This is a genomic window from Lentzea aerocolonigenes (assembly GCF_000974445.1).
In the GTDB taxonomy this organism is placed as follows: Bacteria; Actinomycetota; Actinomycetes; order Mycobacteriales; family Pseudonocardiaceae; genus Lentzea; species Lentzea aerocolonigenes.
Genome location: NZ_BBOJ01000003.1, coordinates 257124 through 273632, shown reverse-complemented (window position 1 = coordinate 273632; position 16509 = coordinate 257124). Strand labels below are relative to the sequence as shown.

The window sequence follows — 16509 nt, the reverse complement described above, 5'->3', positions numbered from 1 at the left end:
TCACCAGAACGACTTCGGCGGGGTGGCACGGCGTTCCTCCTCGGTGGGAGCCCTGGACTGCCCGGCCGCGAGGGCGGCGAGCACCACACCGAACACCACCCCGAACGTGGCCGACGAGCCGAGCTGGCCCAGGAAGAACTCCTCCGGCCGGGCGCCGTCGATGAACGGGAGGGAGTCGTCCGTGGTCAGCACGGTCACCGCCACCAACGCGGAGGCCAGCCCGGCGGTCGCCGCGCTGAGGGTCGTCACGCCCACGGTGGTGACGAACCGGCCGAGGCCGCCCGCGCTGCCGCTGACCCAGCGCGACACCCTGGGCAGCCCCGCGACGGCCAGCGCGACGAACAGCACCGTCCGCAGGTTCGCGAACCAGAACAGGAAAGGGCCGACGCGGTCGACGTCCACGTGCCATCTCGGATAGGAGAACAGCACGTTCGTGAGCCGGATGGCCGACTCCACGTCGGACACGGCGAGGGTGAGCTCCTGGTTCAGCCAGGGGTTGCCGATCAGCAGGACGTAGCCGACGACGACGGCGACGGCCGGTGTGAACAAGCGCGGTTGGTGAGGCTCCCCCTGTCCTGCCACATCAGCAACCTAGATCCTCGGCCGGTGCCGTGGCGACGGCCAACCGGCGTAGGTGGCTCACCGCCCGCGGGTCAGCAGGCCTTCGCACGTCCGCACCAGCACGCGGCACGCGTCCGCGGACTTGCGGCCCAGCATCGGGTTCTCCGCGTGTGCCTGCCAGCGGCGCAGTGCGGCGAACGCGGTCTGCCGCACCTCGGCGGCGACGGCGTCCGGCGCCAGGCCCAGCCGGGTCGCCGGGGCGATGCCCTCCTCGCCCAGCAGACGTTCCGCCTCCGCGACCATCGGCCGGGGCAGGGCCACGACGCCGGACCGCAATGCCGACAGCAAACGGAGTTCGGTGAACTCGTGGGTCCCGGCGAGGATCCGTTCCACTTCGCCGGCCAGGCGCCCGCCGCCCGAGGTGCGCACGACCCGGTCCAGTGCCAGCAACGCCGACCGGGCCTTCAACAGGTCACGGCGCTCGCTGAACTGCGTCTGCAACACCCGTTGCAGGTCCCGGAGTCCGCTGCGCGTCACCAGTTCGTCGGCCAGTGCCGCCTGCGACCGGACGCCCTGCCGGATCAGCGTCACCGCCAGCCGGATGCCGAACACGCCGAACCGGCGCAGCAGCGCGGTCCTCTCCTGCGAACCGGAGGTGAACCGGTCCGCCGAGAGCAGCGACGACTCCAGCGACTCCCTGGGCTCGGCCGCCAGTGCCGACAGAGCCACGAACTCGGCCTGCGTCAGCGTCCGCCCGGCCATCGCGACCAGGCCCGCGACGGCGATCACGTTCTGGGCCAGGCCGTGCAGTTCGGGTGCGGAGCGGTAGCGTGCCGCGATGGCACGGGCCGAGATCATCGCGTCGACCCTGCCGCCGGCGATCTCGTCGGCGCGGGAGATCACCGCGACGGTGTTGACGGCGGCCGCGCGGGCGACGCCCTGATCGCGGAACGACTCCAAAAAGGACGCATCCGCCGAGTGCAGGTGCTTCATCAGGTACACCACGGCATCTGCCTCGGTGGGCGTCTCGTCGTCCGGTGTCAGGAACCGCACCGCCCGCGCCGAGTTCTCGGCCGTCAGGGAAGCGATGCCCGGCGTGTCGATCAACGTGGTGTGCCGCAGGCTCTGCGACGGCCAGTCGACGACCAGCCGGTTGACGGCCGCACCGCCGAGGTCCATCGACAGGGCACCGTCGCGGCGGACCACCGGCAGTGAGACCGGGCTCCCGGCCACGGGATGCAGCACGACGCGCGGTGAACGCCCGTCCTGGTACCAGGTGACGACGCGCGTGCACTCGCCGGCGTCGGTCGGCGCCAGCGAGTCGCCGACCAGCGCGTTGAGCAGGGTGGACTTGCCCGCCTTGACGCGTCCGGCGATCGCGACGCGCAGCGGTGAGTCCAGGCGGTCCAGCTGGCCGCGCAGGAAGTGGGCGGCGCGCGGCTGGTCGCGGTAGGCGTCGACCGCGAGGGACAGCACGCGGCGGACCTCGTCGGTGATCACGAGGTCACCTCCGCACGGACCTTCTCCAGCACCGCCAGTTCCGCGGCGATCTCCTTCAGCCGGGCCGAACGGTCCGCCGAGGAGGCCTTCACGGACTTCTGCGCCGACTGGATCGACTCCTGCAGCGAGCGCTTGAGCTGCTCGGCCAGCGCGGTGAAGTGGTCGCGCAGGTCGCGTTGCATCGCGCGGAGCACGTCGCGGGACTCCTTGCCGGCGTGGAACGTCACGTCGTCGACGTAGCGGCGCAGCGCGGTCTTGGCGTCGTTCTGGCGGCGCTGGACGATGCGTTTCCGCTCGTCGCCGATGGTCTTGCCGCCCAGCAGCACCGCGGCGCCGATGGAGATCGGGTTGATCAGCGACAGCCCGATCGCGGAGCCGAGCAGCCCGAACATCAGCAGACCCGAGTAACCGCCGCGCAGACCGCTCAGCAGCCTGCCGCCCACGCCGTACTTCTCGTCGGAACGGACCTCGAGCGCACGCACCGACCGCAGCGGGTCGCCGGACGACGTCTGCAGCGACGGCAAGGTCTGTTCGCGTTCCGAGTCGAAGTGCTCGGCCACGCGCCGGGCCAGCCAGCGGGCGCGCTGGGTCGCCCAGACGGAGTTCGCCGAGACGGCCGACGCGGCGGCGTCCTGCACCCACTTCGTGAACTGGTCCCAGATCTTCGTCGGATCACCGTCCATGATGGACTCCTCGGCCTCGCGGACGATCTCGCGCATGCGGTCGCGCAGGTCGTAGTCGACATCGGCGTTCAGGTCCGCGACACCGTCGGACAAGGTCTGCTGCCAGCGCGCCGAGCGTTCCTTCAACCCGGCGGCGCGTTGCTCGGCCGCGGAGAGCTCGTCGATCAGCGCCTGGGCGGACGCGGGATCCGACTGCGCCGACTCCTCCGCGCGCAGCGACGAGATGATCTGGTCGAGGACGGCGTGCACGTCGTGGGCGGTGGAGCGGCGGGCCAGCGACTCGGCCTCGCCCAGCACCTTCTTGCGGATGTAGGTGACCAGTGGCGGGTAGCCGGACTCGCGGTTCACGTCCTGGTCGCCCGTCTGGAGAGCGTGCCAGCGCAGCGTCGACGACACCGTGAAGAAGGACGGCGTCAGCCCGACGGCTTCCAGGTGCGACTTGTTCTGGGAAGCGATGAAACGCCAGTCCGGGTAGAGGTCGGTCTTCGTGACCACGCACGCCACGTTCGGGCACACGGCCACGGCGTTGCGCAGGAACTCCAGCTCCGGCGCCGTGTACTCCTGGGACGCGTCGGACACCAGCAGCACCGCGTCGGCGGTCGGCAGCGCGGACATCGTCGCCGCGCCGTGGACCGAGCCGAGCCCGCCGACACCGGGGGTGTCGACGAGCTCCAGCCCCGCTGAGTCCGATCCCGGAGCGAGGACCGGGCGCGGAATCCCGACCTCGACGTGGTCCAGCCGTTCGGCGTTGCCGGGGTTGCCCGACTCCGACGCGTACGCCGCCAGCTCCTCCACCGGCACCTCGATGCGCGAGTCACCGCGCACCAGGGTGACGACGGGCCGCTCGGCGTACCGGACGACGGTCGGGACCGAGGTCGCGACGTCGTCGAACACCGGGCACACCGGCGCCCCGAGCAGACCGTTGACCAGCATGCTCTTGCCCTGCTTGAACTCACCGACGACCAGCAGCCGCACGCGGTCGTCCTCGAGTCGTGCCCTCGCCTGGCGCAGCCGCGCTTCGAGGTCCGGCCGTCCGTAGCGCGCGATGGCGGCGAGCGCGCGGTCGACGGCCTCGATCGGTGTGGTCGTCATGAGGTCACGCGATCACCGGGTCGGGTTCGGGCAGGGGCTCCGGCTCGACATCCACCGGAAGTGCGTCCGGAAGGGGCTCCGGTTCGGGCAGCACGACCGGGTCGTCCAGCACGACCGGGTCGTCCAGCACGACCGGGTCGTCCAGCACGACCGGGTCGTCCAGCACGATCTCCGGGTCCTCGTCCAGCGGCTCCGGCTCGAGCGGCACGTCGTCCTCCTCGTTCAGGACCGGCTCCGGCTCGTTGAACGAGTCCTTCACCTGCACGACGTTCGTGTCGTTGTCCTGGATCGCGACGGAGTTGACCTCGGTGTCGTCGTCGGAGTTGAACGAGTCGTCGATGATCGTGACGTCCCGGTCGTCGATGCTGATGTTCTGCTCGATGTTCGTCACCGGCTTCTCCACCACGTACTCGCGCGTGGTGTGGTGGATCTCCCGGACCGGGTCGTCGTCGTGCGAGGACGATCTCTCCGCACCGCGGGCGCGCACCCCGCCGGAGTCGGCCATGATCAGCCGCGCGTCCCGGACGTCCTGTCCGGTGACGCCGTTCAGACCCGCCTTGTTCAGCTCGGCGTCGGGGTTCTCGTCGAACGCCTTCTTCGCCTCGTCGTCCTTCAGCAGGTTCATCAGGAAGTCGATCAGGGTGGACAGCACGTCCGGCTCCTCACGTGGAACGAGCCGGCCCTGGAGGCCCAGGGCCGGCTCGGGATCAGAAAGCGGGCAGGTCCAGGTCCTCGACGATGTTGTCGATCTCGTTCTCGACGTCGATGTCGAAGTCGTTGGACTGGTCCGACACGGCGGTCAGGTCGGCGTCCTGGTCCGAGACCTGGTCGACGTCCTGGTCCAGGTCCTGGTCGGCGTCCACGTCGACGTTGGACTGCGCCGCGCCGCCGTTGCCGCCGGACGCGTCGGCGTCGCCACCGTCACCGGTCACGCCGCCGTTGCCGCCGAAACCGATGCCGCTGCCACCCGACGTGGAGCCGAAGTTGACGTTGACGAGACCGTCCTGGTCGATGTCGCCGCCGGCGCCGCCCACCCCGAGGCCGTTGCCCCCGTCGGCGCTGCCGCTGTCGCCACCGACGGCCGTCCCGCCGTCGCCTCCGCCGCCACCCTCGGTGTTCGTGACCGTGGTGGTGTCCTGGGCCTGCTCGGCGTCCTGCTCCGCTGCCTGCGGGTTGACCTGAGCCGTCTGCAGCTGCTGCTCGGCGGCGTTGGTGGTGTCCAGGTCCAGGTCCAGGTCGGCGGTCAGGTCGGCGAGGAACGCGTTGAGGTCGATGGGGGTGCTCATGTCCTGCTCCTTGGTGTTGGTCGCCGGCGGCGGTTCCGACCGGCTGACAACAACGAAGCTAGGTTCCGGTGAGGCCTCTGCCATCGGGACCAAACCCTGTTCGTCGCGGCTACGAACACAGGGATCGAGGGGGTCGTTAAGGGATTGCTCCTTGTTTCGTCAACTGCGGTGAACCGGCCAACTGAGACACACGTGTAGGTACGTCCGCTGCGAAGTGCCATAGGAGAGTCCGATGTCGTACCAGGTTGGACTGGATCTGGGATCGACCTTCACCACGGTGTCGACCTGTAGACCAGATCAGGCCGCGAGGCTTGAAGTGCTTGTGCCGTCAGTGGTTTTCCAGAGTCCTGACGGGACGTTCCTCGTGGGATCCGACGCCGAACGCCGTGCGCTCGCCGATCCCGGTCGCGTCGCGCGGCAGTTCAAGAACCGAATCGGCGACCCCACTCCGTTGCGGATCGGTGACGCCGCGTTGACCGCCGAGGCGGTGACGGCCCGATTCTTGTTGACGTTGCTCGGTTCCCTGCCTGACGGAAGGCCCGCGCGGGTGGCGATGACGCACCCTGCGGGGTGGGGCCACTACCGGCTGGAGTCGTTGCGGGCCGCCCTGTCCGCGAACGGTCTGGCCGACGTGCTGCTCGTGCCCGAACCCCAGGCCGCCGTCCGCGCGCACGACGCCCTCGCGCGCCTGCAGGACGGTGCGGTCGTCGCCGTGTACGACCTGGGCGGCAAGACTTTCGACGCCGCGGTGGTGCGCAAGCTCGCCGCCGACAGGTTCGTGCTGGCAGGGCCGCCGGAGGAGCTCGAGGTCGGCGGCCTCGACTTCGACGAGGTGGTGTTCGGGCACGTCACCGAGGCGCTGCCGGGCTGGGACGCGCTGGACCCCGCGGACCCCGCGGTGCTGACGGCGGTCGCCGAGCTGCGGCGCGCGTGCACCGCGGCCAAGGAGAGGCTGTCCGCCGACACCGAGGTGCTGATTCCCGTTGCGCTGCCCGGGATCGCGGTGCGGGAGGTGCGGCTGGGGCGGCCCGAGTTCGAGTCGATGATCCGGCCGGCGGTCGAGGAGACGGTGGCCGTGCTGGACCGCGCGCTGCGGGCCGCCGGAACACGGCCCGCAGATCTCGCCGGTGTGCTGCTGGTCGGCGGTTCGTCCCGGATTCCGTTGGTGACGCAGGAGGTTTCCGCGCAGCTCGGGCGGGCCGTGTCACCCGCGCCCGCCGGCATCGCGGCCATCGGTGCCGCGCTGGAGGCCCGCGGTCTCGAACCCGCACCGGTCGCGGCCGCCACCGCGACGTGGACCCGCCCGCCGTTGCCGGAAGCGCCGAAGTCGTTGCGCCGCAAGCGGACGAAGCTGACACCGTTCGTGACGGCCGGAGTGCTCGCGGTGGCCGTCGCGGGTGGGGTGCTCGCGAACAACGTGCTGACCAACAAGGCCGGTGCCGAGTCCCGAACTCCCACCACGACCGTGGCGCCCACGACGACGCAGACCGTCGACGAACCCGCGGTCGTCGAGTACGTGCCGACCCGGCCAGCCGCTCCGGCTCCGGCGCCGCGGACGACTCAGCCGCCGAAACCCAAGCCCACCACCACGACCACGCGTCCTTCGACGACTGTCACCACGACCAAGTCCACTCCGCCGCCGCCGAGCTCGACGACCACCACCACGAGCGGCACGACGAAAGCCGGTGCCCCGTGACAAGACCTGCCGTCCCTCCGAGACCGCGGCTGCAACCGTTTCAGCCTGTCGTGAAGCCGCGGGTGGTCAGGATCGCTGTGCGGCTCTGGATCGTCGCCGCAGCGGTGCAGCTGGCCAGTTCCGTGCTGGCTTTGATCGACGTGCGTCAGGGCGTGGTTGCCGAAGTGGCGCAACGGTTTCCGGCCGAGTCCGCGGTCGCGCAGGAACGGGTGGTGGTCGCCGTGCTGGCACTGCTGCTCGGTGCCGGGCTGCTGATCGCGGCGCTGGAACTCGGGCTCGTGGTCGCGCTGAACCGGGGGAAGCGGTGGGCGCTCGCGGCGTCGGTGGTGCTCGCCGGTGTCGTGGCGGTGACCGCGGTCGTGGGGCCGGTGCACCTCGTGGTGGCGAGCGGGATTCCCGTCGTCGCGGTCGTCGTGTCGTTCCTGCCCGCCGCACGCGCGTGGTTCGGAGGGGGAGAGAAGTGATGAAGGCACCCGAGGTCGAACAGGCGTGGAGAGCCGGGAACACGGCCGCCGCGATCGAGGCGGCGGACCGCATCCTCGCCGAGGGGGCGGACCAGAACTGCCTCGCCGCGGGAGTCGCCGCCGCGGCAGCAGCGGCCGACGGTTCGCTGCTCGACGCGGCGGCCAGGTGGCGGGTGATCGCGGCCGCGCTGACCGGCGCGCCTTCCGTCGCCGCGCAGGGACGGGCAGCCCTGGCCGCGTGCCTCGGCGGCGACGTCGAAGCCGCCGACCGGGACCTGGCCGGAGCCCGCGACCAGCTGTCGGGCGCCGCACCGCGTGGGCTGACCGTCTTCCTCGACGGCGTCGACGCCGCGATCGAGGCGGTGCGCGGCGGTTTCGACCGCGCGGCCCGCAGGCTCGCCGGCCTCGCGGCCGCGACCGTGCCGCAGGACGGCCTGGCCGCCGAGCGGTGGGACGACCTGGCCGTGACCGTCCTGATCGCGGGCGGCGACGACCGGACGGCCCAGGAAGTCCTGACCGCGCACGAAGACCGCCCGCCCACCGCGCGCCGCCGCCTGCTCTCCGCCTGGCTCCACCTGCGCGCAGGACGCCTGGCCGAGGCCCGCGCCGCGATCGTGGCCGCCGGCAACACTCAGGTGCTGCGCCGCGACGCCGTCCTGGCAGCAGCCGTGACGATCGGCCTGGCCCGGCGCGCGGGTGACGCGGAGGCGTTGCGTGCCACGTGGCGCCGCGTAGCACCGGTGGTGGCCGGCGCCGACGTCGAGATCCTGCTGCTGGACGCCTGGGGCGAGCTGTCCGTCGGCGCGGCCGCGGTGTCTCGGTTCGACGGCGAGACCGTGGTGGAGGCCATGACCTGCGCCATCGCTCAGGCCGGCGTGCCGCAGTGGGCGCTGGAGTCGAACCACTGGTGGAAGCTGCACCGCGCCGTCAGCTCCGGCGACGCCGAGGCGGCGACCCAGGCCGCGGCGGCGTTGCAGGCTTCGGAACGTGCCGCGGCCGCACACGCGTGGGCGTCCGTGGTGCGCGGAACCGTCGACGGCCGCGAGGTCGCCGCCGTGGCCGCCGGTCTGGACGACGCCTGGGAGGCCATGGCCCTGTGTGGCGCCGCCGCGGCCAAGCTCAACGACCCGGTGGAAGCGCGGCAGCTGCTGAGCACCGGGCGGGCGTTGCGGGCGCGCTTCGCGACCGAGGAGGCGGCCGACGGGCTGTCGAAGCGGGAGCGGTCGGTCGGCGAGCTGCTGCTGGACGGCCTGACGCAGAAGGAGATCGGCGCGCGGCTGTACATCTCGCCGAAGACGGTGGAACAGCACGTGGCGCGGATCCGGCAGAAGCTCGCGGTGTCGAGCCGGGCGGAGCTGATGGCGTCGTTGCGGTCGCGGCTGGCGGGCTGACGGTCGCGGCTCGGGTGGTGGCTGGAAGCGGGGGCGTGGCTGTGGTTGGTGGTGGCCGCTGCTCGTGGTGGGTGGGGCGTGGCAGCGGCTGGGGGTGTGGTGGTGGCCGCTGCTCGCGCTGTCCGCCGTGACCCCCGTCGACCGCACAACCGCGCCTCTGCCAGTCTGTAAACGATTACCCAACATCATCATCGGAGACTTCATGAGGCGTCTGTCAGTCCCGCTCACCGCCCTCGTCCTCGCAGCGACCACCCTGCTGATCACCGCGGAGCCGTCGAAAGCCGCCGTGACGCTGCCTCCGTCGAGAGCCGGGCTGGACTACCAGATCGGCGGCGCCTACCCGCCGGCGTCCAACGTCGAGATCGTCATCCGCGACCGGGAAGCGGCACCCGCCGCCGGCAAGTACAACGTCTGCTACGTCAACGCCTTCCAGGTCCAGGAGGGGCACGACGGCGACTGGCAGAGCGATCTGCTGCTGCGTGACGCCAACGGCAACAAGGTGGTCGACCCGGACTGGAAGGAGACGTTGCTCGACCTGCGCACGGCCGACAAGCGCACGCGTGCGGCGGCCAAGGTGAAGGCGTGGATCGACACCTGTGCGGCCAAGGGGTACCAGGCGGTCGAGCCGGACAACTTCGACAGCTACTCGCGGTCGAAGAACCTGCTCACGACCACCCACGCGCAGGAGTACGTCAAGCTCCTGTCGGCTTACGCGCACTCCAAGAACCTGGCCATCGCCCAGAAGAACACCCCGGAGCTGGCCGCCAACCGCGTCGCCAACGGGCTCGACTTCGCCGTCGTCGAGGAGTGCGGTGAGTGGGAGGAGTGCGGCGACTACGCCGGGCCGTTCGGCAACCGGGTGCTGGACGTCGAGTACACCGACAGCGGGCGCAAAGCGGCCTGCGAGGAGTGGAGCGATCGGATCAGCATCGTGCAGCGCGACCTGTACGTCCTGCCGGCCGGGACCAGCGGGCACGTCCGCAAGACCTGCTGATCGCGGAACAGGCCCGATGAGCACGGTCTGAGAGGACTGTGAGGCGGCTATGAGCGCTCTGTGACCAGGCGAGTTCATCTTTGCCCGCAAGGTCACCGGAGTGAAGGGTCGCCGGCCATGATGCGTTGGATCGTCGGGTCGAGCCAGAGGTACCGCCGTCTCGTGCTGGCGGTCGCGGTCGCCCTCATCGCGCTCGGCTTCGTGCAGCTGCGCGACAGCAACGTCGAGGCACTGCCGGAGTTCGGGCCGGTGCGGGTGGACGTCCAGGTCGAGGCGCTGGGGCTCTCCGCGGAAGAGGTGGAGAACCTCATCACCAACCCGATGGAGAACGAGTTCTTCAACGGCATCCCGTGGCTCGCGAAGCTGGAGTCGCGGACCATTCCGGGCCTGAGCTCGATGGAGATGACGTTCGAGCCCGGCACGGACCCGATCAGGGCCCGTCAGGTCGTGCAGGAGCGCCTCACCATGGTGCCCGCGCTGCCCGCCGCGAGCTCCCGGCCGCCGCTGGTGATCCAGCCGTTGAGCAGCACCGGCCGGTTGATGATGATCGGGCTGTCGTCGACCGACAAGTCGCTGATCGACATGTCGCTGCTGAGCAGGTGGACGGTCGTGCCGCGGCTGCTGAGCGTGAAGGGCGTCGCCAACGTCGCGATCTGGGGCTTCCGCGACCGGCAGCTGCAGGTGCAGGTCGACCCGTCGAAGCTCGCCCAGAACGCCGTCACGCTCGACCAGGTGCTGCGGACCTCCGCGAACGCGCTGTGGGTGTCGCCGCTGACGTTCGTCGAGGCGTCCACGCCGGGGCTCGGCGGCTTCGTCGACACGGCCAACCAGCGCATCGAGATCCAGCACAACCAGCCGATCAAGAGCGCCGCCCAGCTCGGCCAGGTGACCGTGCAGGGCGCCGAGGACCGCGGCCTCAAGCTGACCGACGTCGCGACCATCACCGAGGACCACCAGATCATGATCGGTGACGCGGTCGTCAACGACTCGCCGAGCCTGATGCTGGTCGTGGAACGCTTCCCGGGTTCGAGCCTGTCCGAGGTCACCGCGAACGTCGAGGCCGCGCTCAACGACCTGCGGCCGGCCCTGCCCGGTGTGCGGATGGACACCTCGGTGTACCGGCCCGCGTCGTTCATCGACACGATGAAGCAGAACCTCGTCACCACACTGCTGGTCGGCGCGCTGCTGCTGTTGCTGGTCGTGTTCGCGTTCCTGTTCCACTGGCGGGCCGCCCTGACCGTGCTGCTGAGCATCGCGGCGTCGGTCGCCGTCACGGCGCTGGTGCTGAACTGGTTCGGCACACCGCTCAACATGATGACCATCGCCGGGCTGGTGATGGCGCTCGCCGTGGTGGTGGACGACGCCGTGGTCGCGGTCGACAACGTGCGGCAACGGCTGCGCGACGGCGAACCGACGTCCGAGGCGATCGCGGACGCCGTGGTCGAGATGCGCGGGCCGCTGTTCGTGGCGACGTGCGTGACGGTCGTGTCGGTGGCGCCGCTGCTGATCCTGGACGGCGTGCGGGGCGCGTTCCTCACCCCGGTCGCCGTCGGGTTCCTCGTCGCGATCGGTGTTTCGATGCTCGTCGCGCTCACCGTCGCGCCGGTGCTGGCGACCGTGCTCCTCACCAAGGGGCACCGCGCGTCGCCGTTCGCGCTGTGGCTGGAGAAGGGCTACGCCGCACTACTCGGGCTGTTCCTGCGGGTGCGGCTGGTGTCGTGGGCGTTCGCGGCCGTGCTGCTGATCGCGGGCCTCGCCGTCACGCCGCTGCTCGGTGGCCACCCGCTCGCGCCGACGTTGCAGGAACGCGACGTGCTGGTCACGTGGGAGGCCGTCCCGGGCACGTCCCGGCCGGAGATGAACCGGATCACCTCCGCGCTCACCAAGGAGCTGCGCGGTGTCTCCGGCGTCCGCAACGTCGGTGCGCACACCGGTCGTGCGATGGCGGGCGACCAGATCGTCAACATCAACGCGAGCGAGGTCTGGCTCAGCCTCGACGACCGCGCCGGCTACGACAGCACGCTGAACGCGGTGCGCGACGTCGTCGACGGCTATCCGGGCATCCGCGGCAACGTGATCACCTACTCCGACCGGCAGGTGCGGGACGTGATCAGCCGCGGCTCGACGTCGGACGTCGTGGTCCGCATCTACGGGCACGAGTACTCCGTCCTCAACGACAAGGCCGCCGAGGTGCTCGGCATCCTCAGGGGAATCGACGGGATCAGCGACCCGCGGATCAACTCCACCGAGGTGCAGCCGACGCTGGAGATCGAGGTCTCGGTCGAGAAGGCCGCGAAGTACGGGTTGAAGCCGGGTGACGTCCGCCGGCAGTCGGCGACGCTGGTCGCCGCGACCGTCGCAGGGAACCTGTTCGAGGACTCGAAGGTCTTCGAGGTCGTGGTGTGGGGCAGGCCGGAACTGAGGCAGAACCCCGCCAACATCAGGGACCTGCTGATCGACGCACCCGTCGGCGGCCCGGAAGGCGGGCCCGCGCAGGTGAAGCTGAGCGACGTGGCGGAGGTCAGGGTCACGCCTAAGCCCGCGATGATCACGCACGACTCCGTGTCGCGCAGCATCGACGTCGTGGCGAACGTGAGCGGCCGCTCGCTGGCCGACGTCACGCGGGACGTGTCGGACCGGGTCAAGGGTGTCTCTTTCCCGCGTGAGCACCACCTCGAGGTGCTCGGTGAGAGCCAGGCGCGGGCGTCGACCGATCTGCGGATCTGGCTGTACATCGCCGGCGCGGTGATCCTGGTGTACTTCCTGCTCCAGGCCGGTCTGCGCAGCTGGCGGCTCGCGACGACCGTGTTCCTGCTGCTGCCGGTGGCGCTGTCCGGCGGCCTGCTCGCCGCGGCCACGCAACGCGCCGGCCTGTCGGTCGTGGCACTGCTCGGGTTGCTGGCGGTGCTGGCGGTCGCCGTGCGCGGAGCCCTGGTCCAGCTCAACCACTACGAGCTCGTGGACGGTGACGTCGCACGCGGCAGCCGTGAACGGTTCACGCCCGCCGTGACGTCCATGCTCGCGACCGCGCTCGCGCTCGTCCCGCTGATCGTCTGGGGTGCGGTCGCCGGCCTGGAGATCGTCGCCCCGCTCGCCCTGATCGTCCTGGGTGGACTGGTCACCACCGCGGTGGTGAACCTGCTGGTCCTGCCCGCGCTCTACCCGCGTCTCGCGCCGAAGGAGAAGGCAGATGCGTAGCCGACTGATCGCAACGGTCCTGCTCGTGCTGGGCGCCGCGGGGTGTTCGGTGGCGACCTCCGCCACGGACGGCGGTGGGAAGGAACGACCTGCCGTGATCGAGACGATCGCGGGCAAGAGCGTCAAGAGCGTGAAGCTCACCGAGATGGCGGAGAAGCGCGTCGGCGTGGAGACCACCAAGATCGCCAAGTCCGGCACCGGAACCGTGGTGCCCTACCAGTGCGTGGTCTACACACCGGACGGCAACACCTGGGTCTACACCGTCACCGGTCCGCGCCAGTACGTGCGCGAGCAGGTCACCGTGGCGAACGTGGGCGGCACCGCGGGCTCGGAGGCGTTCCTGTCCTCCGGCCCCGCGGAGGGCACCACGATCGTGAAGACGGGCGTCATCGAGCTGTACGGAGCCGAACTCGGCGTCGGGAAGTAGCCCGCCATGATGCGCTGGATCATCGGGACGAGCCTGAAGCTCAAGTTCCTCGTCGTCGTCGGGGCGTCGATGCTGATGTTCTTCGGCATCCTCCAGGTCAAGGACATGGCCATCGACGCCTTCCCCGAGTTCGCCCCGCCCCGCGTGGAAATCCAGACCATCTGCATCGGACTGTCCGCGAAGGACGTCGAGGAACTCGTGTCCGTGCCGATGGAACAGGGTCTCAACGGCATCGAGGGCCTGACCGCGATGCGGTCGAAGTCCGTGTCGCAGCTGTCGTCGATCGTGATGATCTTCGAGCAGGGCACGGACCTGATGAAGTCGCGGCTGCTGATCCAGGAACGGCTCAACTCGATCAGCCAGCGCCTGCCTCGCTGGGCGAACTCGCCGTTCATGATCCAGCCGCTGTCGTCGACGAGCCGGACGATGAAGATCGGCATCTCCCAGGCCGACAAGTCCGACCAGGCGCACGTCGACATGGCGCTGCTGACGTACTGGACGCTGCGGCCGAGGCTGATGCGCGTGCCGGGCGTCGCCAACGCGGCGATCTGGGGCGACCGCTGGCACGTCAAGCAGGCACTGGTCGACCCGGAGAAGATGAAGCAGCACAACGTGAGCCTGCAGCAGGTGCTCGAGTCCGCGGGTGACGCGGTGGACGTTGGGCAGCTGAAGTTCAAGGGCGGCTTCGAGATCGGCACCGGCGGCTTCATCGACACGGCCAACCACCGGTTCCCGGTGCAGCACCAGCTGCCCGCGTTGTCCGGTCAGGAGCTCGCCGGCATCCCGATCACGACCGACCCGGACAAGCCGAAGGTCTACCTGCGCGACGTCGCCGAGATCCGCGACGACATCATGCCGCCGTCCCTGCTCACCGGTGACGCGGTGATCAACGACGGTCCCGGCATCATGGTCATCATCGAGAAGCTGCCGTGGGCCAACACGTTGGAGGTCACGCGGGGCGTCGAGGAGGCCATCAGGGACTTCCAGCCCGGCATGCAGGGGCTTCAGGTCGACACGGAGATCTTCCGCCCGGCGACGTTCATCGAGACGTCGGTGAACAACCTGGGCCGCGCGATGCTGATCGGTTTCGGCCTGGTCGTGCTGATCCTGATCTTCTTCCTGTTCGAGTGGCGGGTCGCGTTGATCAGCGCGATCACCATCCCGCTGTCGCTGGTGGCGGCCGGGCTCGTGCTGAACGCCACGGGCGCCACCATCAACGTGATGATCCTGGCCGGCCTGGTCATCGCGCTGGGCGTCCTGGTGGACGACGCGATCATCGACATCGAGAACATCGTGCGGCGAATACGTCAGCATCGCAAGGAAGGCAGTGATCGATCGACCGCGTCGGTCATCCTGGAGGCCTCGGTGGAGGTGCGCGGCCCGATCGTGCACGCCACGATGATCATCCTGGTGTCGACGATCCCGGTGTTCCTCCTCAGTGGACTGACCGGCTCGTTCTTCCGTCCGCTCGCGTTCTCCTACGGGCTGTCGATCCTCGCGTCGCTGCTGGTGGCGTTGACGGTGATCCCGGCGCTGGCGCTGATCATGCTGCGCAACGCACCGATCGAGCGCCGCGAGTCGCCCCTCGTGCGGTGGCTGCAACGCGGGTACACGGCGTTGCTGGCACGCATCGTGCCGCGGCCGGGCATCGCGTACTCGGTCGTGGCGCTGGTGATGGTGGCGGGACTGGCGATCGTGCCGTTCCTCGGGCAGAACCTGTTCCCCGCCTTCAAGGAACGCGACTTCCTGATGCACTGGGTCGCGCAGCCGGGCACGTCCCGCACCGAGATGGTCCGGATCACCGAGCAGGCCAGCAAGGAACTGCGCGCGATTCCGGGTGTGCGGAACTTCGGCGCGCACATCGGGCAGGGCACGCTGGCCGACGAGATCGTCGGCATGAACTTCACCGAGAACTGGATCAGCATCGACCCGAACGTCGACTACGACAAGACCCTCGCCGCGGTGCAGAAGGTGGTCGACGGCTATCCCGGTCTGCAGCGCGACGTGCAGACGTACCTGAAGGAACGCACCAAGGAGGTGCTGACCGGGTCCAGCGACGCGATCACGGTCCGGATCTACGGCGACGACCTGAACGGCATCCGCGAGAAGGCCAACGAGGTCAAGGAGCTCGTCGCCGGGATCGACGGGATCATCGACGAACACGTCACCCTGCAGACGAACATCCCGCAGGTCGCCGTGGAGGTCGACCTCCAGAAGGCGTCCAGGTACGGCATCTCGCCCGGTGAGGTGCGCCGCACCGCGTCCGCGTTCATCTCCAGCGAGGAGGCCGGGGACATCTGGCGCAACGGCAAGAACACCGAGGTGCACGTGTGGAGCCAGCCGCAGGCCCGGTTCAGCGTGGAGAGCGTGAAGGGACTGCTGATGGACGCGCCGGACGGCCGCAAGGTGCCGATCGGTGAGCTCGCCTCGGTGAAGATCGTGTCCGCGCCGAACCAGATCCTGCGCGAGGACGGGTCGCGCCGGATCGACGTGGGCGCGAACGTGGCGCAGGGCGCGGCACTGGTCGCGGTGGCGCAGGAGGTCGAGCGACGGCTGGCGCAGGTGCAGATGCCGCCCGGCATGCACGCCGAGCTGCTCGGCGAGTACAAGGAGGCCACGGCCGCCCAGAACCGGCTGCTGCTCTTCGCGGGCATCGCGGTCCTGCTGATCCTGTTGATCCTCGTGACCGCGTTCAACAGCTGGCGTCTCGCGGTGCTCGTGCTGCTGACCCTGCCGATGGCGTTGGCGGGCGGCGTGTACGGGGCCTGGCTGACCGGAGGGATCCTGTCGCTCGGGTCGCTGGTCGGGTTCTTCACGGTCCTCGGCATCGCGGCGCGCAACGGAATCCTGATGATCAACCACTTCCAGCACCTGGAACGGGAGGAGGGTGAGTCGTTCGGCAGGGAGCTGGTGCTGCGCGGCGCGAAGGAGAGGCTGGCGCCGATCCTGATGACGTCACTGGCCGCAGGCCTCGCCCTGGTGCCGCTGGCGATCGCGGGCGATCTGCCGGGCCACGAGATCGAGCACCCGATGGCGATCGTCATCATCGGCGGACTTTTCACGTCGACGCTGCTGAACCTGTTCGTGACACCGTCGCTCTACCTGCGGTTCGCGCGGCGCAAGGAACGGCGTCCCAAGCCGGACCCAACCCCCGAACCGGCCACTGCGTAGGCGATGGAGGGACCCTTCATCCACGTCAGGTGGATGAAGGGTCCCT

The 16509-nt window shown here is 69.9% G+C and carries 12 protein-coding genes; 7 read left to right on the top strand and 5 right to left on the bottom strand.

Annotated features, from left to right (window positions below):
* The 5 genes from AOM45_RS07305 to AOM45_RS07285 form a co-directional block, all read right to left on the bottom strand.
* Nucleotides 1-549, bottom strand: a complete 549-nt coding sequence (locus AOM45_RS07305; RefSeq protein ID WP_030466976.1) for a hypothetical protein — start codon at nt 547-549, stop codon at nt 1-3.
* 90 nt (nt 550-639) lie between these two features.
* A complete protein-coding gene (locus AOM45_RS07300; protein WP_051783072.1) occupies nt 640-2061 on the bottom strand; it encodes a dynamin family protein in 1422 nt (473 codons plus the stop codon).
* Nucleotides 2058-3836 carry a dynamin family protein gene (locus AOM45_RS07295; protein ID WP_030466974.1) on the bottom strand — a complete coding sequence of 593 codons (1779 nt, stop codon included), beginning with the start codon at nt 3834-3836 and terminating at the stop codon, nt 2058-2060. Before AOM45_RS07295 ends, AOM45_RS07300 begins: the two co-directional genes overlap by 4 nt.
* A 4-nt stretch (nt 3837-3840) precedes the next feature.
* Nucleotides 3841-4488 carry an IniB N-terminal domain-containing protein gene (locus tag AOM45_RS07290; RefSeq protein ID WP_030466973.1) on the bottom strand — a complete coding sequence of 216 codons (648 nt, stop codon included), beginning with the start codon at nt 4486-4488 and terminating at the stop codon, nt 3841-3843.
* Nucleotides 4489-4543: 55 nt separating this feature from the next.
* Complete coding sequence (locus AOM45_RS07285) at nt 4544-5122, bottom strand: hypothetical protein (RefSeq protein WP_059362276.1); 579 nt, start codon at nt 5120-5122, stop codon at nt 4544-4546.
* A gap of 364 nt (nt 5123-5486) precedes the next feature.
* Between AOM45_RS07285 and AOM45_RS07280 the strand changes: the two genes are divergently transcribed.
* The 7 genes from AOM45_RS07280 to AOM45_RS07250 all read left to right on the top strand — a co-directional run bounded on the left by AOM45_RS07280 (nt 5487) and on the right by AOM45_RS07250 (nt 16463).
* Entirely contained in the window at nt 5487-6818 is a 1332-nt protein-coding gene (locus tag AOM45_RS07280; protein ID WP_059362274.1) for an Hsp70 family protein, read from the top strand.
* 62 nt (nt 6819-6880) lie between these two features.
* Nucleotides 6881-7282 carry a hypothetical protein gene (locus AOM45_RS07275; RefSeq protein ID WP_030466970.1) on the top strand — a complete coding sequence of 134 codons (402 nt, stop codon included), beginning with the start codon at nt 6881-6883 and terminating at the stop codon, nt 7280-7282.
* Nucleotides 7282-8673 (top strand): helix-turn-helix domain-containing protein, encoded by a 1392-nt coding sequence (locus tag AOM45_RS53435; protein ID WP_030466969.1) that lies wholly within the window; start codon nt 7282-7284, stop codon nt 8671-8673. The genes AOM45_RS07275 and AOM45_RS53435 overlap by 1 nt, the downstream gene beginning before the upstream one ends.
* Nucleotides 8674-8875: 202 nt before the next feature.
* Nucleotides 8876-9667, top strand: coding sequence for an endo alpha-1,4 polygalactosaminidase (locus AOM45_RS07265; protein WP_030466968.1), 792 nt, complete (start codon nt 8876-8878; stop codon nt 9665-9667).
* A 117-nt stretch (nt 9668-9784) separates the two neighbouring features.
* The gene (locus AOM45_RS07260; protein WP_030466967.1) at nt 9785-12865 is read left to right on the top strand and encodes an efflux RND transporter permease subunit; all 3081 of its coding nucleotides are present in this window, start codon (nt 9785-9787) and stop codon (nt 12863-12865) included.
* Nucleotides 12858-13292, top strand: a complete 435-nt coding sequence (locus AOM45_RS07255) for a hypothetical protein (protein ID WP_030466966.1) — start codon at nt 12858-12860, stop codon at nt 13290-13292. Before AOM45_RS07260 ends, AOM45_RS07255 begins: the two co-directional genes overlap by 8 nt.
* A 6-nt stretch (nt 13293-13298) precedes the next feature.
* Nucleotides 13299-16463 carry an efflux RND transporter permease subunit gene (locus AOM45_RS07250; RefSeq protein WP_030466965.1) on the top strand — a complete coding sequence of 1055 codons (3165 nt, stop codon included), beginning with the start codon at nt 13299-13301 and terminating at the stop codon, nt 16461-16463.
* The last annotated feature ends 46 nt before the right edge of the window (nt 16464-16509 follow it).

What these genes read in the sequence shown, in the direction of transcription:
- AOM45_RS07295 (WP_030466974.1), bottom strand. Translation starts at nt 3,836, where the DNA reads ATGACGACCACACCGATCGAGGCCGTCGACCGCGCGCTCGCCGCCATC.
- AOM45_RS07285 (WP_059362276.1), bottom strand. Translation starts at nt 5,122, where the DNA reads ATGAGCACCCCCATCGACCTCAACGCGTTCCTCGCCGACCTGACCGCC.
- AOM45_RS53435 (WP_030466969.1), top strand. Translation starts at nt 7,282, where the DNA reads ATGAAGGCACCCGAGGTCGAACAGGCGTGGAGAGCCGGGAACACGGCC.
- AOM45_RS07265 (WP_030466968.1), top strand. Translation starts at nt 8,876, where the DNA reads ATGAGGCGTCTGTCAGTCCCGCTCACCGCCCTCGTCCTCGCAGCGACC.
- AOM45_RS07260 (WP_030466967.1), top strand. Translation starts at nt 9,785, where the DNA reads ATGATGCGTTGGATCGTCGGGTCGAGCCAGAGGTACCGCCGTCTCGTG.
- AOM45_RS07255 (WP_030466966.1), top strand. Translation starts at nt 12,858, where the DNA reads ATGCGTAGCCGACTGATCGCAACGGTCCTGCTCGTGCTGGGCGCCGCG.
- AOM45_RS07250 (WP_030466965.1), top strand. Translation starts at nt 13,299, where the DNA reads ATGATGCGCTGGATCATCGGGACGAGCCTGAAGCTCAAGTTCCTCGTC.